The organism is Mesorhizobium sp. M7A.F.Ca.US.011.01.1.1 (assembly GCF_003998295.1).
In the GTDB taxonomy this organism is placed as follows: Bacteria; Pseudomonadota; Alphaproteobacteria; order Rhizobiales; family Rhizobiaceae; genus Mesorhizobium.
In genome coordinates, this window is the sequence record NZ_RZRT01000001.1 from 1 (window position 1) to 25,101 (window position 25,101).

The window sequence follows — 25,101 nt, forward strand, 5'->3', positions numbered from 1 at the left end:
CGCCTACCAAGTCTCCCTCCCCCTTGTGGGGAGGGATTAAGGGTGGGGGTATTCGTAGAGCGCAAGCCAGTCATATGCGATCACCCCTGCCGCTTACGGGGCTGGAAGATCAGGCCGAGGCGCGTGCTTCTGCCAGCGCCTTCAGGTCGGCCGGCTTGAGTTCGACGGATTCGCCGCAACCGCAGGCCGAACTCTGATTCGGATTGCGGAATGTGAAGCCGGTGCGCAGCGTCGTCTGCTCGAAATCCATCTCGGTGCCGAACAGAAATAGCGCTGCCTCAGGCGCCACATAGACATGCGCGCCATCGCGCTCGATATGGTCGTCCTTGGTGTTGGGCTCGGTCACCAGATCGACCGTATATTCCATCCCGGCGCAGCCGCCCTTCTTGATGCCGAGGCGGATGCCGTGCGCGCTGTCGCGGGTGGCGACAATCTCGCGCACCCGGTCGGCGGCCTTTTCGGTCATCGTGATGACGGCGAAGCGTCCCATTCGTTTTCCTTCCATTCCATGCAGGTTCAAGGCCTGCCGAATGATTCCTCACCTAAAATGGTGAAGTTTTATCCCTGGCGCAAGTGCACCAGCCTCTGTCGCGCTAGTACCAACCCACCGCCACCTGCGCCTCTTCCGACATGCGGTCGGCCGACCATGGCGGGTCGAAAGTCATGTTGACCTCGACGCCGGACACGCCTTCGACGGCGCCGACGGCATTCTCCACCCAGCCGGGCATTTCGCCGGCGACCGGGCAGCCGGGAGCGGTCAGGGTCATGTCGATCTTGACCGACCGGTCGTCCTCGATTTCGATCTTGTAGATCAGGCCGAGTTCATAGATATCGGCTGGGATTTCCGGATCGTAGACGGTCTTCAGCGCCGAAACGATGTCGTCGGTCAGCCGCGCCAGCTCGTCGGCTGGAATGGCCGATCCCGAAACCAGCGCATTGGGCGCTGTTTCCGGAATGGTCTCGGCAGCGATGCTTGCATCATCCATGGTCGTCACCCAAAAAAATCATCATCCGAAGAATTTGCGCGCTTTTTCAAGCGCCTCGGCCAAAGCGTCGACTTCGGCCCTGGTATTATACATGCCGAACGATGCCCTGCATGTGGAGGTTACGCCGAAGCGTTTCAACAGCGGCTGGGCGCAATGCGTGCCCGCGCGCACTGCAACGCCCTGCCTGTCTATCACCATCGACACGTCATGCGCATGAATGCCTTGCAGCTCGAACGAGATGATGGCGCCCTTGCCGGGCGCATCGCCGAAGATGCGCAGCGAATTAATGGCGCGCAGCCGCTCATGCGCGTAATTCTTGAGATCTTCCTCATGCGCGGCGATGCGCTCGCGGCCGACCGATTCCATATAGTCCAATGCAGCACCCAGCCCGATCGCCTGGACGATCGGCGGCGTGCCGGCTTCGAAACGGTGCGGCGGCTCGTTGTAGGTGACGATGTCTTCCGTCACCTCCTCGATCATCTCGCCACCGCCCATGAAGGGGCGCATGCCCTGGAGAATGTCCTTCTTGCCGTAGAGAACGCCGATTCCCGAGGGGCCATAGACCTTGTGGCCGGTGAAGACGAAGAAGTCGCAGTCGAGATCCTGCACATCGATCGGCATATGCACGGCGCTCTGGCTGCCGTCTACAAGGACGGGAATTCCACGCGCATGCGCAATGCGCACGATTTCCTTGATCGGCGTCACCGTGCCCAGCGCATTCGACATCTGCGTGATGGCGATCAGCTTGGTGCGGTCGGTCAGGCGCTTCTCGAATTCCTCGATGTGGAAGACGCCGAGATCGTCGACCGGCACCCAGACCAGTTTCGCGCCCTGCCGCTCGCGGATGAAATGCCATGGCACGATATTGGAATGGTGCTCCATGATCGACAGCACGATCTCGTCGCCCTCGCCGATGTTGGGCATGCCATAGCCATAGGCGACCGTGTTGATGGCCGAAGTCGTGTTCGAGGTGAAGACGATGTTGTCGGTGCTTGGCGCGTTGAGGAAGCGGCGCACCGTCTCACGGGCCTTTTCGTAGGCGTCGGTCGCCGCATTGGAGAGGAAATGCAGGCCGCGATGGACGTTGGCATATTCCTGGGAATAGGCGTGCTGGATGGCGTCGAGCACCGCCTGCGGCTTCTGTGCCGAGGCGCCATTGTCGAGATAGACCAGCGGCTTGCCATAGACTTCCCGCGACAGGATCGGGAAATCGCGGCGGATCGCTTCGACGTCGTAGAAATCTCCGATCTTGCCTGGAGCGTTCATCAGGGTCACCCGTGTGCCACGAACCAGCCGTCGAGCCGTGCTTCCAGCGCCTCGACAATCGCCTCGTCGTCCAGTTCCTCGATCACCTCCGCGACGAAGGCCTTCACGAGCAACCCCCGCGCGCTTTTCTCGTCGACGCCGCGCGCCATCAGGTAGAACAGATGGTCGTGGTCGATTTCGGTAACCGTCGCGCCGTGGCCGCAAATCACATCGTCGGCGAAGATTTCAAGCTCGGGCTTGGTCGAGAACTCGCCATCGTCCGACAGCAGCAGCGTGTTGCAGGCCATCTTGGCGTTGGTCTTCTGCGCATATTGATGGACGTTGATGCGGCCCTGGAACACACCGCGCGCCTTGCCCGTCACCACATTGCGGATCACTTCCGTAGAGGTCGTGTGCGGCACGGCGTGGTCGAGCACCATGGTCACGTCTGTGTGGGTGTCGCCGGCCAGCAGGTTGATGCCGCGAAGCTTGAAATCGGCGCCTTCGCCAGTCGTCCTGACCATGATCTCCTGGCGCACGAGCTTGCCGCCGGCGTTCATGACGAACAGCGTCAGTTTCGCATTCTTGCCGATATGGGCCTTGAACTGCGCCAGATGCGTCGCCGTTTCCGGCTGCTCCTGGACGACCAGCCACGTTACCTCGGCGCCCTCGTTGAGCACGATCTGACTGACCGAGCTGCTCAAGGCAGCGCCATCACCCGTCTGCCGTTCGACGATGACGGCCTTGGCGCCGGCGCCGACGCGCACGGGCAGGCGCACATGCGTCTGGCCGCCGGCCTGCAGGTTCTGCAGTTCGATCGGCTTTTCCAGCTTCGTCCCATCGGCAATATCGATGAAATAACCATCGGCGACGAAAGCCGTGTTCAGCGCGCCGATGGCGTCGTCGCTGCCATAGGGATCGAGCCCCGGTGCGATGCTGCCGTCGATCAGCTTTTCCGAAAGGCGCTGGAAGGTGACGCCTTCGAGGACAGGCACCTTCGCGTCGGACTTGCCGTTCAGGATCGACACCACGGCAGAACCCTCGACGATCGGTGCGATGGCTTTAGCCATGGCGGCCGGGTCGAAGTCCGGCACGGTATTCAGCAACCGGCGCAGGTCGGTATAGTGCCAGGATTCGACGCGCCGCGTCGGCAGGCCGTGCTTGATCGTCTCGATGGCGTCGTCGCGCTTCAGCATCACCGCGCCGTCGCCCGGCAGCAGCGACAATCGGTCGCCGAACGCGTCGATCAACGCTGTTTCGGCCGGTGTCCGCTGGGGCTGTGCGTGCATATTCATTAGTTTGACCTTGCCCTCTGGCATCTCACGCTGCTTCGCCGATCACGCCGGCATAGCCATTGGCTTCCAAATCGAGCGCCAGCGACTTGTCGCCTGACTTGATGACCTGGCCCTTGTAGAGCACGTGCACGGTGTCGGGCACGATGTGCTCAAGCAGGCGCTGGTAATGGGTGATGACCAGGAACGCCCGGTCCGGCGCCCGCAGCGCGTTGACGCCGTCGGACACGATCTTCAGCGCATCGATGTCGAGGCCGGAATCGGTCTCGTCGAGCACGCACAATTTCGGCTCCAGCAGCTTCATCTGCAGGATCTCGGCGCGCTTCTTCTCGCCGCCGGAGAAGCCGACATTGAGCGGCCGCTTGAGCATCGCCATGTCCATGCTGAGCGAGGCGGCGGCTTCCTTCACCCGCTTCAAAAATTCCGGGATCTTCAGCGGCTCCTCGCCACGCGCCTTGCGCTGCTCGTTCATCGCCACTTTCAGGAATTCCATGGTCGCGACGCCCGGTATCTCCATCGGATACTGGAAGGCGAGGAAAATGCCTGACGTTGCGCGCTCGGCCGGATCCATTTCGAGGATCGACTGGCCGTTGTAGAGGATGTCGCCTTCGGTCACTTCATAGTCCTCGCGGCCGGCGAGGATGTAGGACAGCGTCGATTTGCCCGAGCCGTTCGGCCCCATGATCGCGGCGACCTCGCCGGCTTGCACCGTCAGGTTCAAGCCGCGGATGATTTCGGTGCCGTCATCGACGATGCGGGCATGCAGGTTTCTGATTTCAAGCATTTTTTCGTTTCCTGAATATATATCCGGTCAGCCGACCGAGCCCTCAAGCGAGATGCCGATCAGCTTCTGCGCCTCGACGGCGAATTCCATCGGCAGTTGCTGGATGACATCCTTGACGAAGCCGTTGACGATCAGCGCGATCGCTTCCTCTTCCGGGATGCCGCGCTGCATGACGTAGAATTTCTGGTCCTCGGAAATCTTCGACGTCGTCGCCTCGTGCTCGAACTGCGCCGTCGAATTCTTGGCTTCCATGTAAGGCACGGTGTGCGCGCCGCACTGGTCGCCGATCAGCAGCGAGTCGCAGTTGGTGAAATTGCGGGCGTTGGTCGCTTTGCGATGCGCCGAGACCTGGCCGCGATAGGTGTTCTGCGAGAAGCCGGCGGCGATGCCCTTGGAGATGATGCGGCTCGACGTGTTCTTGCCGAGATGGATCATCTTGGTGCCGCTATCGACCTGCTGGTAGCCGTTCGACACGGCGATCGAATAGAATTCGCCTTGGGAATCGTCGCCACGCAGGATGCAACTCGGATATTTCCAGGTGATGGCCGAGCCGGTCTCCACCTGCGTCCACGAAATCTTGGAGCGATGGCCGCGGCAGTCGCCGCGCTTGGTGACGAAGTTGTAGATGCCGCCCTTGCCCTCGGCGTCGCCGGGATACCAGTTCTGCACCGTCGAATATTTGATCTCGGCATCGTCGAGCGCCACCAGCTCGACGACCGCCGCGTGCAATTGGTTCTCGTCGCGCTGCGGCGCCGTGCAGCCCTCGAGATAGGAGACGTAAGCCCCCTCCTCGGCGATGATCAGTGTGCGCTCGAACTGGCCGGTGTTCTTCTCGTTCATGCGGAAATAGGTCGACAGCTCCATCGGGCAGCGCACGCCCTTGGGCACGAAGACGAACGAGCCGTCGGTGAACACAGCCGAATTCAGCGTGGCGTAGTAATTGTCGGAGGTCGGCACGACCGAACCGAGATATTTCTTCACCAGCTCCGGATGCTCGCGGATGGCTTCCGAGATCGAGCAGAAGATGACGCCGGCCTGCGCCAGTTCCTTCTTGAAGGTGGTGACGACGGAGACGGAATCGAACACGGCGTCGACAGCGACGCGGCCCGATTTGTAGACATTATCGCTGACCTCCTCGAGCTCCGAGGCATCGGTCTTCTGCACACCGGCGAGGATTTCCTGCTCCCGCAGCGGAATGCCGAGCTTCTCGTAGACCTTCAAGAGTTCGGGATCGACGTCGCTGAGCGATGACGGACCGGGCGTACTCTTGGGCGCGGCGTAGAAGTAGATGTCCTGGAAATCGATCTTCGGATAGTGGACGCGCGCCCAGGTCGGCTCGTCAAGCGTCAGCCAGCGGCCATACGCTTCCAGACGCCATTCCAGCATCCAGGACGGTTCGTCCTTCTTGGCCGAAATGAAACGGATGATGTCTTCGCTGAGGCCCTTGGGGGCCTTATCGACAGCGATTTCAGTCTGGAACCCGTATTTGTATTGGTCGACGTCGATCCTTCGGACCCGATCGATCGTGTCCTGCACAGCAGGCATATGCGTTCTCCATCCACGCCGGGGTCAAGGCCCGACAGTTTTCAAACTATGGCACCGCCAAAAATGAACGCCGAAGAAGCGGTCGCGGCAGCGTAAGTTTCATATAGTGCGTCTCGACCGGAAATTCACCCGGCCAGCATGAAACGCACGGCTCTACCAGGCCGAAAGGCCCGAAATTGTCCAACCGCTCACGCGGCCTTTTCCCTATCCGCCCTGCGTGCAGCGATTCCCGTCAGCGCAACGCGAAACAACTCGATGTCTTCCGCGCCGGTCGCCGGTCCGATGGACACCCGCAAGGCGCCGAGACTGTCGCCGTATCCCATGGCTTTCAGCACATGGCTCGGTCCGACCTTGCCAGACGAACAGGCAGAGCCGGCCGACAGCGCTACACTGGCCAGATCGAAGGCGATCTGCGCGGTTTCGGCTTTGACGCCTGCAATAGCGAAGAATGCCGTATTGGCAAGCCTTGGCGCACCGGTTCCGAAGATTTCCGCGTCCGGCACCAGCGATTTGACGATGGCCTCGATCTCGTCGCGGCGCTGGCGCACCGCATCCATGGCCGACAATCCGGCAAGGGCCTCGCGGGCGGCCGCGCCAAAACCGGCAATGGCAGCGAGGTTTTCGGTGCCGCCGCGATGGCCCTTCTCCTGGCCGCCGCCATTGATCAACGGCTTCGGCATCATCAAATCCGAAGCTGCGACGATGGCGCCGACGCCCTTGGGGCCACCGATCTTGTGCGAGGACAGAATCAGATAATCGGCGTAACCTGTTGATAGATCGATCGGAACACGCCCCGCGGCCTGCACGGAGTCGACAACGAGGATACCGCCCGCCGCCTTGACGATCCCGGCGATGCGATCGATCGGCTGGATGACGCCGGTTTCGTTGTTGGCGGCGTGGATGGCGACCAGCGGCAGGCCTTCGCTCTTGTCATGACCGCCGAGCGCCGACGCCAAGGCGCCGAGATCGGCGATGCCGTTGGCGTCGACGCCGATCCGCGTCACCTGCGCTGCCGGGAACCGTCCGCCGTTCAACAGGCAGGGGTGGTCGGCCTCGGACACATAAAGCCGGCTCATGCGCACCGTGCCGCGCCCCATCTGCCAGTCGGGTGACAGCAGCGTCGAGGCGGCTTCCGTGGCACCGGAGGTGAACACGACATGCTCCGCCTTGGCGTTGACGAGCGCCGCCACGTCACGCCTGGCGGTTTCGATCAGGCGGCGGGCCGCACGCCCCTCGGCGTGAACCGATGACGGGTTGGCCGCGACGTCAAGGGCCGCGACCATAGCCTCGCGGGCCGCGGCAAGCAGCGGCGCACTGGCATTATAATCGAGATAGGCGCGTTTTGCGGCCATTTTCGTCCGTCAAGTCCCGTCAGAAGCCATTCCGATGTCGTATGGCGTTATTTCCTTGAAATTCCAAGGCGAGCCGTCCTATTTACGCGGCTTGCGGCGCGGGTGGCCGGCTCAATGTCTTGCCACCCAGTTTTGAACAATTCTAAACTAGCTTCTAAGAAGACGCTCGCCCTGCGTCAAGGCCAGAGGAAACGTTCCAGGCACCGCGCGTTCGTATTACCAAGTGGAGTATTTTATGCCTGAGGTCATTTTCACCGGTCCTGCCGGCCGCCTGGAGGGTCGCTATCAGCCTTCCAAGGAAAAAAGCGCGCCGATTGCCATCGTCCTGCACCCGCATCCGCAATTCGGCGGCACGATGAACAACAAGATCGTCTACGACCTCTTCTACATGTTCCAGAAGCGGGATTTCACCACGCTGCGCTTCAATTTCCGCGGCATCGGCCGCAGTCAGGGCGAGTTCGACCACGGCACCGGCGAGTTGTCGGATGCCGCCGCGGCGCTGGATTGGGTGCAGTCGCTGCATCCCGATTCCAAGAGCTGCTGGGTCGCCGGCTACTCCTTCGGCTCCTGGATCGGGATGCAGCTTCTGATGCGCCGGCCGGAGATCGAAGGCTTCATCTCGATCGCGCCGCAGCCCAACACCTATGATTTCTCGTTCCTGGCGCCCTGCCCGTCATCGGGCCTGATCATCCATGGCGATGCCGACAAGGTCGCGCCGCCGAAGGATGTGCAGGGCCTGGTCGACAAACTGCACACGCAGAAGGGCATCACCATCACGCAAAAGACGTTGCCCGGCGCCAACCATTTCTTCGCCAACGATGCCGACCTGCTGCTCGAGGAATGCGCCGACTATCTCGACCGCCGGCTGGCCGGCGAATTGTCGGATCCGCGCCCGAAGCGGCTGAGATAGACAAGGAAAGAACGGACGGCGATGTACGAGCCTCCTCATTTCAGGGAAACGCGGCCGGAAATCCTGCACGGGCTGATCCGGACGCATCCGCTGGGCCTGTTGGTTTCCAACGGACCCGAGGGGCCGGTCGCCAACGCCATCCCGTTCCTGCTCGACGCCGAAATCGGGCCGAACGGCAGGCTGCGCGCCCATCTGGCGCGGGCCAACCCGCAATGGCGCCTGCTGGCCGACAACCCGGCATCACCTGTGCTGATCGTCTTCCAGGGCAGCGATGCCTATGTGACGCCGTCCTGGTACGAGACCAAGCGCGAGACCGGCAAGGTGGTGCCGACCTGGAATTATGCCATCGTGCAGGTTCGCGGCACCGTCAAGGTGATGGATGATCAGGACTGGCTGGCGCAGCAGATCGCCGATCTGACGGCGTCGCAGGAAGGCGCTCGCCAAGCGCCCTGGGCAGTGACCGACGCGCCGGAGCCGTTCATCCAGTCGCAGATCAAAGGCATTATCGGGCTGGAAATCGAGATCAGCGAAATCCACGGCAAGTGGAAGGTCAGCCAGAACCGGCCGGTCGCCGATCGCGTCGGCGTTGCCCAAGGGCTCGAAAGCGAAGACCACCAATCGCCCGGCATGGCCGGCCTGGTCAGATCCTATGGCGGGCTGGACGGCAACTGAACTTCGAATGCTCAGGCAGCCTTCCTTGTCGGTCCGATCAGCCGAAACGTCCTCTTGCAGACCGGCAGTCCCGACGGCATCGGACGAAAGATGAAGCCGAGCCGGGCAAAGACCAGCCCACAGGCAAGCGCGAAGGCGCAGCCGAGGCCGAAGCCGGCGACGGTGTCGCTGGGATAGTGCGCGCCAACGAAGATACGGGTCGAGGCGATGCAGGCGGTGATCGCCAGGGCGATGTACCAGCGCCGCGGAAACAACAGCAAAGCGACCCCGAACACCGCGCCCATCGTCGTGCCATGGCCGGATGGAAAGCCGGCGAAGCGCGCATCGAAGGCGAAGGGGTGCAGGGTAAGCACGCCAAAGTCCTCGAAATAGAGCGGGCGAGCCCGGCCGATGGCATATTTCAGCACATTGACGGCGAGCCCCGACAGGCCGGTGGCGCACAGCACCAGAAAAGCCAGGCAGGTCCAGTTGTAGAGCAGCATCAGCGAGCGCCGGGAGAGGCTTCGCCAATCCGTCAGGTTCGCGGCGACAAGCAGAAGCACTGACGGAATGAGATACCAGCCACCCAGGCCGAACTGGGTGAAAAAGTCGGCAGTCCGGGCAAATCCCGCCGACCACTTACCGTGAAGCATTCCGGCCGGGGTGTCGAGACGAACAAACGCCGCCGCCGTCAGCAAAATCCAGACCAGCACCCAGACCGACCACAAAACGTTCGGGTATCTGGCCGGACGGGTGGCAAGGCGGCTTTTGGCGATCTGCATCGTATCGCGAAAATTGTCGAGCGACCGGCGCCCTACCCCAAGGAGCAGGCTCGAAACGGGCGGGCGTGATTTCACCAGCATAGGAAATTCGACCCCATTGTTGCCGTCATGGGCATCGGCGAGCCGTCACTTGGTTACACCCCGTCACTGGGTTACACGATAGAGGCCGAGCGACAGCTTGTCTCCCGATGAATAGTTGAGGCCGTCGACCTCGGCAACGCGGTTCGCCGACTTGCCTTGCGCCGCCAGCAACCCATTCAGTTTCTGCTCGTCACCGACCTGCGCCAGCGCCAGGGCGCAGGCAGGATCGCCGAGCAGATGCTTGGCGACGCCATCGACATCGGTCAGGACGGTCTTGGTGCCGACCAGGAACACCAGGCTCGGCTCGTGATATTCCGCCGAAGCGAGCACCGTGGTGTCGCAAGGCCTGTTGGCCTGGAACGCCGCCTCGATCGCCGGGCTCAGCCAGATCGGCCTCAGCGAAGGCGCGATGACGCCGAACAACAGCCCATAGGTGATGCCCGCGCAAGCCGCGACGGCGCCGATGCGAGGAAGCGGAACCTGCAACTCCCGCGAGAAGGCAAGGTAGCCCGCCCCCAGTGCTGCCGCGGCTGCCGGAATGCTCCACCAGGAGAAGGCGCCGGTGAGATAGATCGGCGCTCCGACGCAGACCGCCGCCAGGCCAAGGCTGACCACGGCAAGACCGAATGCGGTCGACCACCACAACCAGTCCTGCCAGCGCCTGAGCGGCGCATTCGCCTCCTGCGGCGGCAAGGTCAGCAGCCAGCCGATCAGCAGCGCCATGCCGGGATAGGCCGGCAGGACATAGTGCGGCAGCTTGGTCGGGATCAGCTCGAACACCAGCCAGAACGGAATGTACCAGGCGAGGCAGAAACGCAGCCGCGGATCGTCACGCAGACGGTTGAGGGCCTGCAGCCCGGCGCCGACCGCGATCAGACCGAACGGCCACATGAACAAGGAATAGGTCAGCATGTAGAAGCCCGGCGGCAGGCCGTGCGATTCCTCGCCCGAGGCGACCTTGGCCATCATGTCCTTGCCGACGGCATCACTGAGGAACGCGCCGCCGCTCTTCCAGGTGATGAGGGCGACCCAGGGCAGCACGATGAGCAGCACCAGGGCGACACCGCGCACGAGCTTCAGCTTCAGGAGCCAGCGCCAGTCGCGCTCGAAGGCAAACAGGGCGGCGACCGTCAGCACCGACAGCAGCGGAGCCACCGGCCCCTTGATAAGGATTCCAAGGCCTTGAGCGGCCCAGAATATCCACGGCAGGTGGGCGGCTACCGGTTCGTTGCGGCGCGATGCCAGATAGATCTGGGCGAGTGCGCCTTGCGCCGCCACGCAGCAGGCCAGCAGCATGGCGTCGGTCTTGGCGTCACGGCCCTCGAAGGCTGTGGCGAAGATCGCCGCCATCATCAGGCCGGCGGCGAGACCGGCATTGGCCCCGAACAGCTTGGTGCCCGTCCAGGCGATGCCGACGACGGCCAAGGCAACGCCAAGCATGGAGACGAGGCGGTAGACCCAGATCGGCGCCGCCGCCCCCTCGCCGCTCAGCGCCACGGCCGCCGATTGCAGCCAGTAGATGCCGATCGGCTTCTTGTAGCGCGAGGCATCCTGAAAACGGATGTCGACATAGTCGGAGGTTTCGACCATCTGCTTCGTGGCCTGGACAAAACGGGATTCGTCGCGGTCGATGGGTGGAAGGCTCGCCAGTCCGCTGAACGTCATCAGCACGCTGAACAGAAAGAGAAAGAGATAGTTCCTGTTCATCGCGGAGCTTTCCGGATCTGATCTGCGGGATGGCCCCGTCGCGGCGCCTCAGGCCCTGCCCTGCGCGGCGCCTCAATACGCCAGCCCAAACGACGAAGCAAGGATTCGCAAACGCCATCCGCGCGGGCCGCAAAACCGGAAACCACTTTTGCTGATCGCGAGTTCTTTGTTGAAGCGCGATCAGACGCAAAACCGGAAACCACTTTTGCTGATCGCGCTTGGATGCTAAACGCCCGCGTTCATGCACACCCGAGCCACGCTGGCCGGGCGCTTTCGGGAAAGAAACAATGTCCGCCTTCAAATCCGATTTCCTGCGCACGATGAGCGAGCGCGGTTTCATCCACCAGACTTCGGATGATGCCGGTCTCGACAATATCTTCGCCAAGGAAACGGTGACGGCCTATATCGGCTTCGACGCCACCGCCAAGAGCCTGCACGCCGGCTCGCTGATCCAGATCATGATGCTGCACTGGCTGCAGCAGACCGGTCACCGGCCGATCGCGCTGATGGGCGGCGGCACCTCGATGATCGGCGACCCGTCCTTCAAGGACGAGGCGCGCAAGCTTTTGACCCCGCAGGACATCGAAGACAATCTAGCCGGCATCCGCCGCAACTTCATGCCCTACCTCAAATTCGGCAGCGGTCCGAACGACGCCATCATGGTCAACAACGCCGACTGGCTGATGGAGATCAACTACGTCAATTTCCTGCGCGACGTCGGCCGTCACTTTTCCGTCAACCGCATGCTGGCGTTCGATTCCGTCAAGCTGCGGCTCGATCGCGAGCAGTCGCTGTCGTTCCTCGAATTCAACTACATGATCCTGCAGGCCTATGATTTCGTCGAGCTCTACAAGCGTCTCGGCTGCCGCCTGCAGATGGGCGGCTCCGACCAGTGGGGCAACATCATCAACGGCATCGATCTCGGCCGCCGCATGGAGGACGCGCAGCTCTATGCGCTGACGACGCCGCTGCTCACCACCTCGTCGGGCGCCAAGATGGGCAAGTCGGCTTCGGGCGCAGTCTGGCTCGATGCGGAGATGCTGAGCCCCTACGAATTCTGGCAGTATTGGCGCAACACCGAGGATGCCGACGTCGCCCGCTTCCTGAAGCTCTACACGACGCTGCCGCTGGACGAGGTGGCGCGGCTCGAACGGCTCGGCGGATCCGAGATCAATGAGGCCAAGAAGATCCTCGCCACCGAGATCACCGCCCTGCTGCACGGCCGTGCAGCCGCCGAGCAAGCCAGCGATACGGCGCGCAAGACGTTCGAGGAAGGCGCGCTCGCCGAATCGTTGCCGACCGTCGAGGTTGACAAGGCCGTGCTCGAAGCCGGGGTCGGTATCCTGTCGCTGCTGGTCACTGCCGGACTGGCGGCATCGAACGGCGAAGCGCGGCGGCATGTGCAGGGCGGTGCCGTGCGCCTGAACGACGAGCCGGTGAGCGACGAGCGCCGCCTGGTGACTCCTCAGGATTTGAGTCCGGAAAACGTCGTAAAACTTTCTCTGGGAAAGAAAAAACACATTCTGGTCCGACCTGCCTGAACTCGATCACCGGTACTCGAAGATCGACCTGAATATTCCGGGCGCGATCACCGACAGCGGATTGATGTCCAGCAGCGGCTTGTTGGCATTGCCCCTGAGCCGGTAGGTGACGCCGATCAGGCCACGGTCGCGGCCATTGCCGAGCAGCGCGCCAACGATGGGCAATTCGCCGAAGATGCGATTGAGGCCATAGACCGGCATGAATGTGCCGGTCATGTCCATGTTGTTGTTCTGGTCGTAGAGCGTGCCCTGGAACGTCGTCCCGATGCGCGGTCCGCGCAGCACGCCATTGGCCAGTTTCAGATAGCCGCTGCCCTTGTCGATCTCGGCGTAACCGCGTTCGAACTTCACCCGCGACGTGTCCAGCTTGCCTTTGACCGCCTGGTTGAGACTGCGGTTGTCACCGGCCGGCGTGGTCGAGACGATGGAGGCGAGTTTCGGTTCGTTGACGACGAAAAAGTTGCTGGTGTCGACCTTGCCCTTGAGCGATCCGTCACTCGGCCCCGCCAGCGCCAGGGTGATCGTTCCGCCTTCCATATGCTCGTAGATGTTGAGGAACCTCAGAATGGCGCCGGCGTCCGCGGACTGCATGTTGAGCGTGCGCCGGCCGGCGCCGGTCGTGTTGCTGATCGATATGGCCGCACCTGAACTGGCCGTGGCGCTGACCTTCAGCCCGTTCACCCGCGAGCCGGCCGCGCTGTAGTCGAGCTTCAGATTGGACAATTGCTCGTCGTGGAAACCGGTCAGCCGGTCGACATCGGCGCTGACGGAAATGGCGTCGGAACCGGTGGTCTTGGTCGCCGTGTCGACGTCCGAGGTGAACTGCTTGATGAGCGAGCGGGCATCGAGCGCGTTGCCCGATATGTCGACCGCATAGCCCTTGCCGGATCGCTTCACCGACACGGCAACGTCGTCGCCCCTGTTCAAGGTGACCTTGCTGAACCGCGCCGACGACAAGGCGCCGTTGACCAGCACGATGCTGCCGTCGACGGAGAACGTCTTTCCGTCGAGGTCGAAATCGGACAGCGTCATGGTCTCCCCGGACCTGGTCATGACGAAGGTGACCTTGGCGGGAACCCCTGCCCCCTTGCTCCAGCCGGCCCAGGGAATGTCCAGCCTGGCGTTGGTCAGATCGGCCGAGACGTTCTGATCGCCGCCGCCGTTCTTGTCGATCGCCACCTTTACCGTTCCGGCAAGCAGCGGCTTCAGGCCGGGCATGGCGGCGGCGCGGATCTTGTCATCAAGCACCAGGGCCACCTTGCGGCTGCGCGCCGGCCCGTCATCCCTGAGCGGCTCGATCAGATCGAGTTCGGCCGGAATGCCGTTCAGCAACGCCTTGGCGGAGATCACCGCCTTCTCGGGATCGACCGTGATCGAACCGTCGGCATCCGTCACGATCTGGCCCTCGAAGGGCTTGGCCAAGGACATGCCGCTGTAGTCGAGCGACACCAGCCAATCGAGCTTCGAGGAGTCGACACCGGACTGCAGCGGAATATCCGCCTTGACGTGGCCGGTGACGCTTCCCGACAGGTCTTCCGGCAGGATGCCGACATGGCGCATGGCGTTGATCGGCTCGTAGGATGCGAGTTCGGCGACGGCCGACGCTTCGCCGTCGACGTCGATATCGAGCGCGCCGACGACCGGCGGGCGGTTGGCCGCCTTGACCGTCAGCGTGCCGTTGCTGGCCGCCACGGTGCGGCCGCTGGGCATGTAGACGGTGCCCGAGGACAGGGAGATATCGACATCGTTGCCGTGGAAACCGACGACACCGACCGCGTCGCGTATCGGCGGGATGCGGCCGGCGGTGTCGAAGCGCGATCCCTCGATCTGGAAGCGGCCGAACACCTCATCGGCCGAAAGCGGCACGCCGTTGCCAAGCCGGCCCGGCACAACCTGGAACTGAAGGTTGGCGTCGACGACACGGCCGCCGAACAGATTGGCCAGCACCCAGAGCCGGGCATTGCGCGCCGAAAACCACGGCCATAGCTGCTTGACGTGAGAGACCTGCATGTCGTGGATGTTGAATGCCAGATTGATCCCCGGCACTTTGCCGTCGACGAACGCCACGGCAGCGGTGCCAAGCACCTCGCCGGAGCCGGCGGACCGAAGCGCGATCTGCTCGGCGACCAGTTTGTGGCTCACCGTATTGTAGACCCCGGCAATCCGGGCGAGGAAGGTGAGCGCCGGCTCGGGCGACTCCGAAGGCGCAAGCGACGACCCGTCGCTGGTCAGGTCGTAGCGATAGGAGGGTTCTTCACCCACCGCTCCGCTTGCCGGCTTCGGCCCGATCGACCCGGCGAAATCGAATGTCGAGCGGCCGGTCTTCAGCAGCAATCTGTCGATCTGGATCTTGTTGCTGCCCGCAACCAGCGTCGCATTGATATCGACGTCCGCCGGCAGCAGTCCTCGCGTGCCGAGATCGAGGACAGAACCCGTCGACGACAAAGCGGCGGTCAGCCGCGATGCGTTAGCGCCGAACCCTTCCGATCCCGTCAGCTTCAGCGCGACGGTTCCCAGCTTGCCGGCAGCAGCCGCCATGTCGCCGGTATCGGCCACATCGACGCTCGCATCCAGTGCCCTGACGCGGTGCGCCGCGATATCGCGGGAGGCGGAAGCGGCAACGGTAGCCGTCCTGCCGTCGATGTCCGCCGTGGACGAGAACTGCATGCCGCCCGGGCCTGACTGCACGACGGTGGCGTCGGTGATCTTGACGAGCTTGATCGCTCCGGTTTCGGGCAGCACGAATTCGACATTGCGAAGGTCGATCCGGCGCAGCGAATCCTCCCGCACGGCATCGAGTGCGTGGTTGATGTTTCCGAACACCGCGGCGGACAGCTTCTCCGGATCGATAAGGCCGTCCGCATTGCGCAGGCCGGCGGTCCAGTCGCCGCCGGACGGCATCGCCGCCACGACGATGCGGGCATCCGAGATCCTGGCGCTGGTCAGCCGCACATCTCCCCACAGCAGCGGGAACAGACGCACGCCGAAGCGCACGCGGCCGGCATCGGCCATCGGCTTGCCGTCCGATGTCTTCAAGCTGACGTCGCTGACCTGGAGCGCGATGAAACTCGAACCGTCGAGCGTGATGCGTGCAGGCCCGACCGCGACATTGACATCGACGCCCGCCAGTTTCTCGAGCGCCGTTTCCGCCTCGGTGCGAAGCCGGTCGGCTCCGATGCCGGAGGCGCCAACCAGATAAACGAGCATGGCGGCCAGCAGCACGAAAGCGACCAAACCGGCGAACAGTCGCGACAGAATGCGAAAACCGCGTCCGATCGACGCCTGACCGAGCGGCGGCACACGGCAGGCGGACGGAAAGGTCCCCAGGTCGGTGATCTCATCACGCCTGAACCGGATCTTCTCGTGCTGCGGTCGCTCCTGATCCACGCAATTTTCCGTTGTACGAACTCGATCGTGGACGAATCCCCGTCCGACACTATATCGGTGTGGCTTCGCGCGTAACCTCAAACAAGGGCATCGGTATGGCTGACCTCGACGTAGGCGATCTCGCGCCGCAATTCGACCTGCCGCGGGACGGCGGCGGATCAGTCAGCCTTGCCGCATCGTCCGGCAAGCCCATCGTGCTCTATTTCTATCCGCAGGACGACACAACAAGCTGCACGCAGGAGGCGATCAGCTTCTCGCAGCTGAAGCCAGACTTCGAGAAGGCCGGCGCCGTGGTGATCGGCCTGTCGCCCGACCCCGTCAAGAAGCATGACAAGTTCAAGTCGAAATACAATCTCACCATCGACCTCGCCGCCGACGAGGAGCGCAAGGTGATCGAGGCCTACCATCTGTGGGTCGAGAAATCGATGTATGGCCGCAAGTATATGGGCGTCGAGCGCGCGACGTTCCTGATCGGCCGCGACGGGCGGATCGCCAGGATTTGGCGCAAGGTCCGCGTCAAAGGCCATGCGGAAGAGGTGCTCGAGGCCGTTCGTGCGTTTTGAGATTTTGCCGGCGAGGCCGGCCCGGTTTACCTTACAACCTTGCGCACGCCTGGCGGGCAATCCCTGCGGACAAGTCGGCGCTGCAAGCCTTTGTTAACCTTAATAATGTGTAGTCAAGCTGTCGTGGTGTCGTAAACGAAAGCTTGGTCCCGTGAACGCAACCGGTCAGTCCGCAGTCTTCGGCAGGCGTAAGGAGCCCCATACGGTCATCATCGCCCGGGGCAACGAGATCAGGCATTTCACGATCCGGCCGTGGCTGGCGGCCTTTATCGGCTCGGCGCTGGCCGCCATTGCCATAGGCTACCTCATGGCCACCTCCTATCTCGTCCTGCGCGACGATTTGATCGGCGCCACCACGGCGCGCCAAGCGCGCATGCAACAAGCCTATGAAGATCGAATTTCGGCGCTTCGCGCCCAGGTCGACCGTATCACCAGCCGGCAGTTACTCGACCAGCAGCTGATGGAAACCAAGGTCAGCGAACTGCTTGAACGGCAGAGCCAGTTGAGCCAGCGTCACGGCCGCCTTGGCCCGCTGCTCGAACGCGCCGAGAGCGAAGTCGGCGCAGCGCCGGCCGAATATCCGGCAGCGGTTGCGAAGCCGGACAAACGCGCCGAAGTGACCGGCAGCATCAAGGAGCCCGCGACGAATTATGCGGTCGCCAGCCTGAGCGCCGATCCCGGCGCCGGCGACACAAGGCCGTTCTCGCTGTGGTCGACCCGCTCCGATCCGCTGCCCAGCGATTCAGCCGCCGATCGTGCCGACAAGCTCTTCGTTTCGATCAACCAATCGCTGAGATCCATCGAGAGCGATCAACTGACCCGCATCAGCACGCTTGCCGACAATGCCTACAAGAGCGCCGATGCCATCACCCAGGCGCTCGAGGCGGCCGGACTGCCCGTCGACAGCGACTTCGGCAAGGGCGACAGCGATGTCGGCGGACCGCTGATCCCGCTCGACAGTTCGATGATGTTCGACAGCAAGGTCAAGGAGTTGGACGAAGCGCTTGACGCGCTCGACCATCTCAAGAAGGAAGCGCGCCAGCTGCCGCTGACCAACCCGGCGCCGGGCCACTCCGTCACCAGCCCGTTCGGCGTGCGCACCGACCCGATCCTTGGCACCGCGGCACTGCATTCCGGCATGGATTTCAGGGCGCCGATCGGCATGGCCGCCAAGGTCACCGCGCCCGGCACCGTCACCAAGGCGGGCTGGAACGGCGGCTATGGCCGCATGGTGGAAGTCGACCACGGCAATGGCTTTGCGACACGTTACGGGCATCTCAGCGAGATCGACGTCACCGTCGGTGAGAAACTGGACGCCGGCGCCGTCATCGGCAAGACCGGCAGCAGCGGCCGCTCGACCGGCCCGCATCTGCACTACGAAGTCCGTCACAATGGCGAAGCGATCGATCCCTTGCGCTTCCTCACGGTCGGCAAGAAGGTCGCCCAGTATCTGTAAGCGATCCTGGGCTCCTGCCCCATGCGCCGATGACCATCATGATGGTTGACTAAGGCGCTTCCATCGACAGAAACGCCGTCGCTGCCGCAACCAGGGTGGCCGCACCGACCTTCAACGCGGCCTCGTCGACACGAAACCGGGCGTGATGGAGCGGAAAGACCGATCCGATCTCCTCGTTTCGGATTCCCAGCCGAAAATAGACCGAAGGACGTTTCTCGCTGTAGTAGCCAAAGTCGTCCGCGATCGTCCATCCGGGCGTGTTGAGGATGTTGTCGGCACCGATGCAGGCCTTGGCGCTGGCGGCAATCAGTTCAGTCATCTCGACATCGTTGACGACACCCGGTTCGCCCTTGTGGATGTCGACCTCGACACGCGCGCCGTGGCTGGTCGCTACCCCATCGGCTATCGTACGAACGCGGCGCCAGGCCCGCTCGCGGGTGGCGTCGCTGCCGCTGCGGATGGTGCCTTTCAACGCGACCTTGCCGGCGGTGACATTATAGGCGTTGCCGCCATTGATGGCGGTCACGGAAATCACCAGCGGATCGTACGGGTCGGTCTCCCGCGAAACGATCTTCTGCAATTCGCTCACCAGGGAGCAAGCCACGGCCAACGCATCGACACCCTCATGCGGTTTTGCCGCGTGCGACGCCGAGCCGATGACGGCCACATCGAACGTGTCGCAGGCCAGAGTGTAGGGACCGGAGCCGACGGCGATCTTGCCGGTCGGTGTGTACGGATCGACGTGGACGCAGATGGCAGCGTCGATATCGTCGAGAAGCCCCTCTTCCACCACCCGCCTGCCGCCCGACGGTTCGTCCTCCTCCGCCGGCTGGAAGATCAGGCGAACGGTACCGCCAAAACTCTCCCGCGACTGGTGAAGATGCGCGGCGACCGCGAAAGCCATCGATGCATGGGCGTCGTGACCGCAGGCATGCATCACGCCTGGATTCGTCGATGCATACTCGACGCCGGACTCCTCCTCGATCGGCAAGGCATCGATGTCGGCGCGAATGGCGATCTTTCGATTTGACGGCTTGCCGGTGCCGACAATATCGACGGCAAGGCCAAAGCCGGCGACGTCGCGAATGTCGGCAATTCCCTGATCCACCAGCATCTGCCTGAGATAACGCTGCGTGCCGGCCTCTTGGTTCGAGAGCTCGGGATTGCGGTGCAGATGGCGGCGGACCTCGATCATCCGATCGAGAATTCCGGCGGCGATATCGGTCGTCACGGTTTTCGCAACACCACCCGCCGTGGCCGAACCCTCAGGATTTGACATGGATCTCTCGCGGGAACTTCGTCAGGGTCTCATGGCCGGTTTCGGTGACCAGGATGGTCTCGCTGATCTCGATGCCCCAGCCGTCCATCCACATGCCGAGGATGGAATGAACGACATTGCCCGGTTCAAGCACGGTCTTGTCGCCCGGCCTGAGGCTGATCGTGTGCTCGCCCCAATCCGGCGGATAGGCAACCCCGATGGAGTAGCCGATGCGCGATTCCTTCTTCAGTCCGTAGCGCTGGATGACCTTGCGCCAGGCGGCTTCGACGGCTTCGGCTGATGTTCCCGGCCTGACCGCGTCGAGCACCGCATCCATGCCCTCGATCACCGCTTTTGCCGTGTCCGAAACATTTGTCGGCGTCTTGCCAAGCTGCATGGTCCTGGCGAGGCCGGCGGCATAGCGGCGGCAGACGCCGGCAAGTTCCAGCGCGATCGTCTCGTTTTCCCCGAACCGCCTGTCGCTCCACATGATGTGCGGCGCCGAGGCATTCTCGCCACCGAGGATTGTCGGTGGAAGCGCGGTGATGTCGCCGGCAAAATCCGGGCTGCCCGCAATCTGCGCCGCCTGGATGGCGGCGATGGCATCGCATTCGCGAACACCCGGCGCAATCACCTCGAAGGTCCGCGTGACGGCCGCTTCGGCCAGGGTCGATGCCTTGCGCAAATACGCGATCTCGGGCGCCGATTTGACCGCGCGGATCCAGTTCACCAGCAGGTCGGCATCGTGCCATTTTGCGTTGGGAAGTCCGGCGACAAGCCGGGCGTGCGCCTTGGGGGAGAAATAATAGGCTTCGAGTTCGATGCCGATATGTCTGCTCCCCCAGCCCCTGGCGACGATCCAGTTTGCGATCCAGTCCATCGGATGGCGATCGACGCGCTGAACATGATCTTCCGGAAAGCCGACCACGTTTTCCGGTTTCATCCAGGCGGTCAGAAGACCGCCGGCCGCATCCATGGCGCGCCCGATCCAGACCGGCTCGACCTCCTCGATTGGAACAAGCACCACCTGCGGCGTGTAGAACGACCAGCCGTCATAGCCGGTGATGTAATGCTGGTTGGCAACGTCGTTGACGATCAGCAGTTCGAGATCGCGCTTCGCCATCTCGGTGCGGATCTTGCGAAGCCGCTGTTGGTACTCGTCGCGGGCAAACGGCAATTCGATCATCTTTGCTCCATGCTTTGTCAGATCAACGGTCGCGGGTTTCGTTCACCATTGAAGAGGTTTCACCATGGCGGCAATCGGCCAGGACGAGGCGTGGGCAGGTCCTGAACGGAATAGGCCCTCCACGGCCTTCCCCCTGGAAAAGCTCGCCATGAATTGTTTTTGAATTCCATTTGACTGAATAAATAAGCAGTGCGAAGCTATCCTCTCCTAAGGGGCGCAAGGGATGGCACTGCGGGGGACCAATCAGGAGTTCGGGCGGCCGTACAACCGGCGCATCGTGCTTGAGTCCATCCGCCTGCACGGGCCGATCGCGCGCGGCGAGATCGCCCGGCGCGTCGGCCTCACCGTCCAGACCGTATCGACCATCGTTCGCGAACTGGAAGATCAGGGCTACATCCTGTCGCTGCGCGAAGAGCCGAAGGGACGCGGCCTGCCGCCAGCGACGCTCCGGATCAACCCCGAGGGCGGCTATGCCGTCGGCATCCACATCACTCCGCTTGGTATCAGCGCCGCCTTGATCAATCTGAGCGGCGACGTGATCGAGAGCATCTACCGCGAGGCGCCGAACGCGATGCCGGACCATGCCTTCGAGCTGATCGGGGCGATGGTGGTGGAATTGACCAGACTGCGGGCTGGCGGACGGGTGCTGGGCGTCGGCATGGCCCTGCCTGGCCCATTCGACGTGGAGTCCATGAGTTTCGTGGGGCCGACCACCATGACCGGCTGGAAGGATGTGGCGCTGCGCGAACGGCTGGCGGCCTCCACCGGATTGCCGGCCTTCTTTGAAACCGATATGGCCGCGGCCGCCATGGGCGAGCGCCTCTACGGCCTCGGCGCCCAGTTTTCCGAATACTACTATCTCTATTTCGGTGTCGGCCTTGGCGGCGTCATGGTTCATGACGGCAGCGCCTTGCGCGGCGCCTGGGGAAATGCCGGCGAGATCGGGCACATTCCCGTTATTCCCGGCGGCGAGGCCTGCCCGTGCGGCAACAGCGGCTGTCTCGAAAGATATTTGTCGCTCGAGGTACTCCGGCGCTGGAACGGCAGCGAGGCGGATTGGGTCGCCGAAGTCGCACCGATCTTTCACAACGCCGTCGCCGTCATCGAGAACCTGTTCGACCCGGAGACGGTCATCCTCGGCGGGCTGGCGTCCACCGACCTGCTCGAAATGCTGGCTGGTTCGGCCGGAGGCCTGCACAACTCCGTCTCGGCCCGCAAGGACCGCACGACGCCCCGGGTTGTGGTGGCGCGCGGCGGACAGCATTCCGTGCTGCGCGGCGCCGCCGCCCTTGCGGTTTCCGGGGTGCTGTCACCCCGCTTCGGGCAGATGTTCGCGGCCGAACGCGAACGCGAGCGCGACCTTCTCAAAGGCAGGGAGATTGCGGCATGAGTGAACCCCTGCTGGTCCTCGACAACGTCACCAAGAACTATGGCGCGATCGAAGCGCTCAAGGGGATCAGCTTCTCGATCGGCAAGGGCGAGGTCGTGGCGCTGCTGGGCGACAACGGCGCCGGCAAATCGACACTGGTGAAGATCATATCGGGCGGACTGGAGCCGACCTCCGGGCGCATGCTGTTCGAGGGCAAAGAATTCCTTGCCAAATCACCGGCCGAGGCCAAGGCAGCCGGCATCGAGACCGTCTACCAGGACCTGTCGCTGTGCACCAATGTCGACGTGGTCGCCAATTTCTTCATGGGCCGCGAAATCACCAGGAAGGTTTTCGGCATTCCCGTGCTCGACGAGCGCGCCATGGAAGCCGTCGTCGGAAAGGCGCTGGCCAGTGCCGGCACCCGCATTCCCTCGCTGCGCGCCAATGTCGAGCACCTTTCGGGCGGCCAGCGGCAAGCCATCGAGCTCAACCGTTTCGTGCATTGGGGCGGCAAGCTGGTGCTGCTCGACGAACCGTTCGCCGCCCTCGGCGTCGAACAGACACGGCGCGGCCTCGACATGATCCGCCAGGTGGCGAACCAGGGCATCGGCGTCGTCATCATCACCCATATCATGCAGCAGGCTTTTCAGGTCGCCGACCGGATCGTGGTGATCCGCCAGGGCGTCGTGGCCGGCGATGTCGCACGCAATAAAACAAGTCCCGATGCGGTGATCAACATGATCACCGGTGAGACGCTTGCCGGTGCCGGACCGACAGGCTGAGGGACAAAGAGGGGTCCGGCTTAAGAGGAGCGAACGACATGAAGCGACTACTTCTTGCTGTCTTCGGTATCCTGGCACTGGCCTTTGCCACGCTCACGCCGGCATTCGCCCAGTCCAAGGGTATCGTCTACTATATGGTGCCGACCCTGCTGGACGAGTTTCAGACCGGCTCGGTGAGCGCGCTGGAACTGTTCCTGAAGCAGACCGGCTACGAGATGAAGACGCTGAACGCCGACAACAAGACCGACGCCCAGCAATCGCAGATGAACGATGTCATCGCGCTGAAGCCGGCGGCCATCATCCTGGCGGCAGTTGACTTCAATGCGCTGAAACCGTCGATCGAGGCCGCCCGCGCCGCCGGCATCCCGGTGGTCGAGTTCGACCGCCAGATCACCTCGACGCAATCCGACTTCACCTCTGTCGCCGGAACGGTCGAGATCGGCTACGTCGCCGCGGACCAGGCCGAGAAGCTGCTGAAAGCCAAGAACGGCTCGGTGAAGGGCAAGGTGCTGCAGGTGCTCGGCGATCCCGGCGATCCCTATACGCTCGACATCCAGAAGGGCTTCGAGGAGAAGATGAAGGCGTTTCCGGACGTCAAGATCATCTCGCTTCCGGCCATGCAATGGGAAGCCAGCAATGCCGGCACAATCGTTGCCGACCAGATGCTGGCGAACCCCGACATCGACCTGATCTTCAGCCATGCCGCGCATCTTTCGGTCGCCGCCGTCGCCTCACTCGAGGCAGCCGGCAAGAAGCCGGGCGACGTTATGCTGATGAGCTCGAACGGCGCTCCGGTCGGCCTCGACCTGATCCGCAAGGGCTGGCTCAACGCCGAAATCGAGCAGCCGCTCTACGCGCAGGCCGCGGCTGTCGCGATGTTCATGGACAAGATCGTCAAGAAGCAAGAGATCAAGCCCGGTGAATACGACGTGCTCGGCTTGAAATCGGCCGTGACCAAGGAAGCCTGGGGTCCGAACATCAAGATCCCCGGTGCCGCCATCACCAAGGAAAACGTCGACAATCCGGCCTTCTGGGGCAACCAGAAGCCACCGACGGACACCGTCAAGTCGGTCGAATAGTCATTGAAAGCGCTCCGGGCCATAGCGGCCCGGAGCCTGCCCTTTCACAACGCCGCGTCCGAAAGGATGCCGTGGCGAATTTGAATCCGCGCCTGAATCCGACGAAATCGATTTGATTTCGCGGGGGCGCCAACCGGATCTGCCCATGAACCCGCGCACACGCAAAGCCCTGGAGTTCGTTCTCGACAACCTCGTCTGGTTCATGCTGCTGTTCGTGCTGGTGGTCTTCTCCATCTTCGTCCCGAACTACTTTCAGCTCGGCATTTTTGCCAACATCATCGAGGCTTCCAGCGTGCTCGGCGTCATGTCGATCGGCCTGGCGCTGGTGATCATCGCCGGCCACATGGATCTGTCGGTCGAATCCGTCGCAGCGCTCAGCGCCATGGCGGTCGGCATCCTGTTTTGCTCGTCGGGCATCGGCATGGGCGTGCAGTTGCATCCCGAATGGCTGATGGTTCCGGTTTCGCTGCTGCTGGCGCTGGCCGTCGGCGGTCTCATCGGCGCCTTCAACGGCTATCTGGTGGTCAAGGTGAAGATGAGCGCCTTCATCATCACCTTGGCGTCCTACATCTGGGTGCGCGGCCTCGTGCTGGTCGTGTCGGGCGGCCGCTCGGCGCAGGACCTCGCACCGGCCATCCGTTGGTTCGGCATCCAGCGCCTGGTCGGCCTGCCGCTCACCGCCTGGATCGCGGTTGGCTGTTTCGTGGTCTTTTCGCTGATCATGGCCAAGACGCCGTTCGGCCGGCATCTGGTGATGATCGGCGGCAACGAGACGGCGACCTTCCGCGCCGGCATCCGGGTGAACCGCAATCTCATCATCGCCTTCGTTCTCGCCGGCGCCATTGCCGGCCTTGCCGGCTGGCTGCTGGCGATCCGCACGTCGGGCGCCACCGCCAATCTGGGCGTCGGCCTGCTGTTCAACGCCTTCGCCGCCGTCGTCATCGGCGGGGTCAGCCTCAAAGGCGGTGTCGGCACCCTGCCCGGCGTCTATGCCGGCGTGCTTTTGCTCTCGGCCATCAACACGGCGATCAATTTGATGGGCCTGCCGGCCAATTTCACCCAGGTCATTCATGGCCTGCTGGTGCTGGCCGCCGTGCTGCTCGACGCTTTCAAGCAAACCATCCGCCAAAGACTCGCATGACAGG

At 63.0% G+C, this 25,101-nt stretch carries 21 protein-coding genes; 9 read left to right on the forward strand and 12 right to left on the reverse strand.

Annotated elements, in window-relative coordinates; all coding sequences use genetic code 11:
- Window positions 1-109: 109 nt before the first annotated feature.
- The 7 genes from sufA to EOA13_RS00035 all read right to left on the reverse strand — a co-directional run bounded on the left by sufA (window position 110) and on the right by EOA13_RS00035 (window position 7,204).
- On the reverse strand, window positions 110-490 hold the full coding sequence (gene sufA, locus EOA13_RS00005) for a Fe-S cluster assembly scaffold SufA (protein ID WP_127288638.1): 381 nt from the start codon (window positions 488-490) through the stop codon (window positions 110-112).
- Window positions 491-593: 103 nt separating this feature from the next.
- Window positions 594-986, reverse strand: coding sequence for an SUF system Fe-S cluster assembly protein (locus tag EOA13_RS00010; protein ID WP_127288640.1), 393 nt, complete (start codon window positions 984-986; stop codon window positions 594-596).
- A 21-nt stretch (window positions 987-1,007) separates the two neighbouring features.
- Window positions 1,008-2,252 (reverse strand): cysteine desulfurase, encoded by a 1,245-nt coding sequence (locus EOA13_RS00015; protein WP_127288642.1) that lies wholly within the window; start codon window positions 2,250-2,252, stop codon window positions 1,008-1,010.
- 5 nt (window positions 2,253-2,257) lie between these two features.
- Window positions 2,258-3,526 carry a Fe-S cluster assembly protein SufD gene (sufD, locus tag EOA13_RS00020; protein ID WP_127288644.1) on the reverse strand — a complete coding sequence of 423 codons (1,269 nt, stop codon included), beginning with the start codon at window positions 3,524-3,526 and terminating at the stop codon, window positions 2,258-2,260.
- Window positions 3,527-3,551: 25 nt separating this feature from the next.
- Entirely contained in the window at window positions 3,552-4,307 is a 756-nt protein-coding gene (sufC, locus tag EOA13_RS00025; RefSeq protein ID WP_127288646.1) for a Fe-S cluster assembly ATPase SufC, read from the reverse strand.
- Between the two features lie 27 nt (window positions 4,308-4,334).
- Window positions 4,335-5,852 carry a Fe-S cluster assembly protein SufB gene (gene sufB / locus EOA13_RS00030; RefSeq protein WP_127288648.1) on the reverse strand — a complete coding sequence of 506 codons (1,518 nt, stop codon included), beginning with the start codon at window positions 5,850-5,852 and terminating at the stop codon, window positions 4,335-4,337.
- Window positions 5,853-6,040: 188 nt separating this feature from the next.
- Window positions 6,041-7,204 carry a cysteine desulfurase family protein gene (locus EOA13_RS00035; RefSeq protein WP_127288650.1) on the reverse strand — a complete coding sequence of 388 codons (1,164 nt, stop codon included), beginning with the start codon at window positions 7,202-7,204 and terminating at the stop codon, window positions 6,041-6,043.
- Window positions 7,205-7,439: 235 nt separating this feature from the next.
- Here EOA13_RS00035 and EOA13_RS00040 point away from each other — a divergent pair, with 235 nt between their 5' ends.
- On the forward strand, window positions 7,440-8,114 hold the full coding sequence (locus tag EOA13_RS00040) for an alpha/beta hydrolase (RefSeq protein WP_023669128.1): 675 nt from the start codon (window positions 7,440-7,442) through the stop codon (window positions 8,112-8,114).
- Between the two features lie 21 nt (window positions 8,115-8,135).
- On the forward strand, window positions 8,136-8,786 hold the full coding sequence (locus EOA13_RS00045; RefSeq protein ID WP_127288652.1) for an FMN-binding negative transcriptional regulator: 651 nt from the start codon (window positions 8,136-8,138) through the stop codon (window positions 8,784-8,786).
- Between the two features lie 11 nt (window positions 8,787-8,797).
- Here EOA13_RS00045 and EOA13_RS00050 read toward each other — a convergent pair whose 3' ends face one another.
- A complete protein-coding gene (locus tag EOA13_RS00050; protein ID WP_127288654.1) occupies window positions 8,798-9,628 on the reverse strand; it encodes a phosphatase PAP2 family protein in 831 nt (276 codons plus the stop codon).
- 63 nt (window positions 9,629-9,691) lie between these two features.
- Window positions 9,692-11,335: a glycosyltransferase family 39 protein gene (locus EOA13_RS00055; protein WP_127288656.1), complete on the reverse strand. Its 1,644-nt coding sequence runs from the start codon at window positions 11,333-11,335 to the stop codon at window positions 9,692-9,694.
- A gap of 287 nt (window positions 11,336-11,622) precedes the next feature.
- On the opposite strand from EOA13_RS00055, the gene tyrS reads away from it, so the two are divergent.
- Window positions 11,623-12,876: a tyrosine--tRNA ligase gene (gene tyrS / locus EOA13_RS00060; protein WP_127288658.1), complete on the forward strand. Its 1,254-nt coding sequence runs from the start codon at window positions 11,623-11,625 to the stop codon at window positions 12,874-12,876.
- A 6-nt stretch (window positions 12,877-12,882) separates the two neighbouring features.
- On the opposite strand, the gene EOA13_RS00065 is transcribed toward tyrS, so the two are convergent.
- Window positions 12,883-16,263 (reverse strand): DUF3971 domain-containing protein, encoded by a 3,381-nt coding sequence (locus EOA13_RS00065; protein ID WP_127288660.1) that lies wholly within the window; start codon window positions 16,261-16,263, stop codon window positions 12,883-12,885.
- A 95-nt stretch (window positions 16,264-16,358) separates the two neighbouring features.
- Here EOA13_RS00065 and EOA13_RS00070 point away from each other — a divergent pair, with 95 nt between their 5' ends.
- Together EOA13_RS00070 and EOA13_RS00075 are read left to right on the forward strand one after the other, a co-directional pair.
- On the forward strand, window positions 16,359-16,826 hold the full coding sequence (locus EOA13_RS00070; RefSeq protein ID WP_127288662.1) for a peroxiredoxin: 468 nt from the start codon (window positions 16,359-16,361) through the stop codon (window positions 16,824-16,826).
- A gap of 151 nt (window positions 16,827-16,977) precedes the next feature.
- Window positions 16,978-18,282 carry a M23 family metallopeptidase gene (locus tag EOA13_RS00075; protein ID WP_127288664.1) on the forward strand — a complete coding sequence of 435 codons (1,305 nt, stop codon included), beginning with the start codon at window positions 16,978-16,980 and terminating at the stop codon, window positions 18,280-18,282.
- 49 nt (window positions 18,283-18,331) lie between these two features.
- Here EOA13_RS00075 and EOA13_RS00080 read toward each other — a convergent pair whose 3' ends face one another.
- Both EOA13_RS00080 and EOA13_RS00085 read right to left on the reverse strand, forming a co-directional pair.
- Window positions 18,332-19,561 (reverse strand): amidohydrolase, encoded by a 1,230-nt coding sequence (locus tag EOA13_RS00080; RefSeq protein ID WP_127288666.1) that lies wholly within the window; start codon window positions 19,559-19,561, stop codon window positions 18,332-18,334.
- The gene (locus tag EOA13_RS00085; protein ID WP_127288668.1) at window positions 19,548-20,726 is read right to left on the reverse strand and encodes a M24 family metallopeptidase; all 1,179 of its coding nucleotides are present in this window, start codon (window positions 20,724-20,726) and stop codon (window positions 19,548-19,550) included. The genes EOA13_RS00080 and EOA13_RS00085 overlap by 14 nt, the downstream gene beginning before the upstream one ends.
- 223 nt (window positions 20,727-20,949) lie before the next feature.
- Between EOA13_RS00085 and EOA13_RS00090 the strand changes: the two genes are divergently transcribed.
- From EOA13_RS00090 to EOA13_RS00105, 4 genes are all read left to right on the forward strand, one after another.
- On the forward strand, window positions 20,950-22,116 hold the full coding sequence (locus EOA13_RS00090) for an ROK family transcriptional regulator (protein WP_127288670.1): 1,167 nt from the start codon (window positions 20,950-20,952) through the stop codon (window positions 22,114-22,116).
- A complete protein-coding gene (locus EOA13_RS00095) occupies window positions 22,113-22,877 on the forward strand; it encodes an ATP-binding cassette domain-containing protein (RefSeq protein WP_127288672.1) in 765 nt (254 codons plus the stop codon). The genes EOA13_RS00090 and EOA13_RS00095 overlap by 4 nt, the downstream gene beginning before the upstream one ends.
- Window positions 22,878-22,915: 38 nt before the next feature.
- Window positions 22,916-23,956 (forward strand): sugar ABC transporter substrate-binding protein, encoded by a 1,041-nt coding sequence (locus EOA13_RS00100; protein WP_127288674.1) that lies wholly within the window; start codon window positions 22,916-22,918, stop codon window positions 23,954-23,956.
- 145 nt (window positions 23,957-24,101) lie between these two features.
- Window positions 24,102-25,097 (forward strand): ABC transporter permease, encoded by a 996-nt coding sequence (locus EOA13_RS00105; RefSeq protein ID WP_013532177.1) that lies wholly within the window; start codon window positions 24,102-24,104, stop codon window positions 25,095-25,097.
- The last annotated feature ends 4 nt before the right edge of the window (window positions 25,098-25,101 follow it).

Excerpts from the sequence above, each read along its gene's own strand:
- EOA13_RS00100 (WP_127288674.1), top strand. The coding sequence starts at position 22,916 with ATGAAGCGACTACTTCTTGCTGTCTTCGGTATCCTGGCACTGGCCTTT.
- sufC (WP_127288646.1), bottom strand. The coding sequence starts at position 4,307 with ATGCTTGAAATCAGAAACCTGCATGCCCGCATCGTCGATGACGGCACC.
- EOA13_RS00095 (WP_127288672.1), top strand. The coding sequence starts at position 22,113 with ATGAGTGAACCCCTGCTGGTCCTCGACAACGTCACCAAGAACTATGGC.
- EOA13_RS00015 (WP_127288642.1), bottom strand. The coding sequence starts at position 2,252 with ATGAACGCTCCAGGCAAGATCGGAGATTTCTACGACGTCGAAGCGATC.
- EOA13_RS00050 (WP_127288654.1), bottom strand. The coding sequence starts at position 9,628 with ATGCTGGTGAAATCACGCCCGCCCGTTTCGAGCCTGCTCCTTGGGGTA.
- sufD (WP_127288644.1), bottom strand. The coding sequence starts at position 3,526 with ATGAATATGCACGCACAGCCCCAGCGGACACCGGCCGAAACAGCGTTG.
- EOA13_RS00085 (WP_127288668.1), bottom strand. The coding sequence starts at position 20,726 with ATGATCGAATTGCCGTTTGCCCGCGACGAGTACCAACAGCGGCTTCGC.
- EOA13_RS00055 (WP_127288656.1), bottom strand. The coding sequence starts at position 11,335 with ATGAACAGGAACTATCTCTTTCTCTTTCTGTTCAGCGTGCTGATGACG.
- EOA13_RS00010 (WP_127288640.1), bottom strand. The coding sequence starts at position 986 with ATGGATGATGCAAGCATCGCTGCCGAGACCATTCCGGAAACAGCGCCC.
- EOA13_RS00045 (WP_127288652.1), top strand. The coding sequence starts at position 8,136 with ATGTACGAGCCTCCTCATTTCAGGGAAACGCGGCCGGAAATCCTGCAC.
- sufA (WP_127288638.1), bottom strand. The coding sequence starts at position 490 with ATGGGACGCTTCGCCGTCATCACGATGACCGAAAAGGCCGCCGACCGG.
- EOA13_RS00035 (WP_127288650.1), bottom strand. The coding sequence starts at position 7,204 with ATGGCCGCAAAACGCGCCTATCTCGATTATAATGCCAGTGCGCCGCTG.
- EOA13_RS00070 (WP_127288662.1), top strand. The coding sequence starts at position 16,359 with ATGGCTGACCTCGACGTAGGCGATCTCGCGCCGCAATTCGACCTGCCG.
- EOA13_RS00040 (WP_023669128.1), top strand. The coding sequence starts at position 7,440 with ATGCCTGAGGTCATTTTCACCGGTCCTGCCGGCCGCCTGGAGGGTCGC.
- sufB (WP_127288648.1), bottom strand. The coding sequence starts at position 5,852 with ATGCCTGCTGTGCAGGACACGATCGATCGGGTCCGAAGGATCGACGTC.
- EOA13_RS00090 (WP_127288670.1), top strand. The coding sequence starts at position 20,950 with ATGGCACTGCGGGGGACCAATCAGGAGTTCGGGCGGCCGTACAACCGG.
- tyrS (WP_127288658.1), top strand. The coding sequence starts at position 11,623 with ATGTCCGCCTTCAAATCCGATTTCCTGCGCACGATGAGCGAGCGCGGT.
- EOA13_RS00080 (WP_127288666.1), bottom strand. The coding sequence starts at position 19,561 with ATGTCAAATCCTGAGGGTTCGGCCACGGCGGGTGGTGTTGCGAAAACC.
- EOA13_RS00105 (WP_013532177.1), top strand. The coding sequence starts at position 24,102 with ATGAACCCGCGCACACGCAAAGCCCTGGAGTTCGTTCTCGACAACCTC.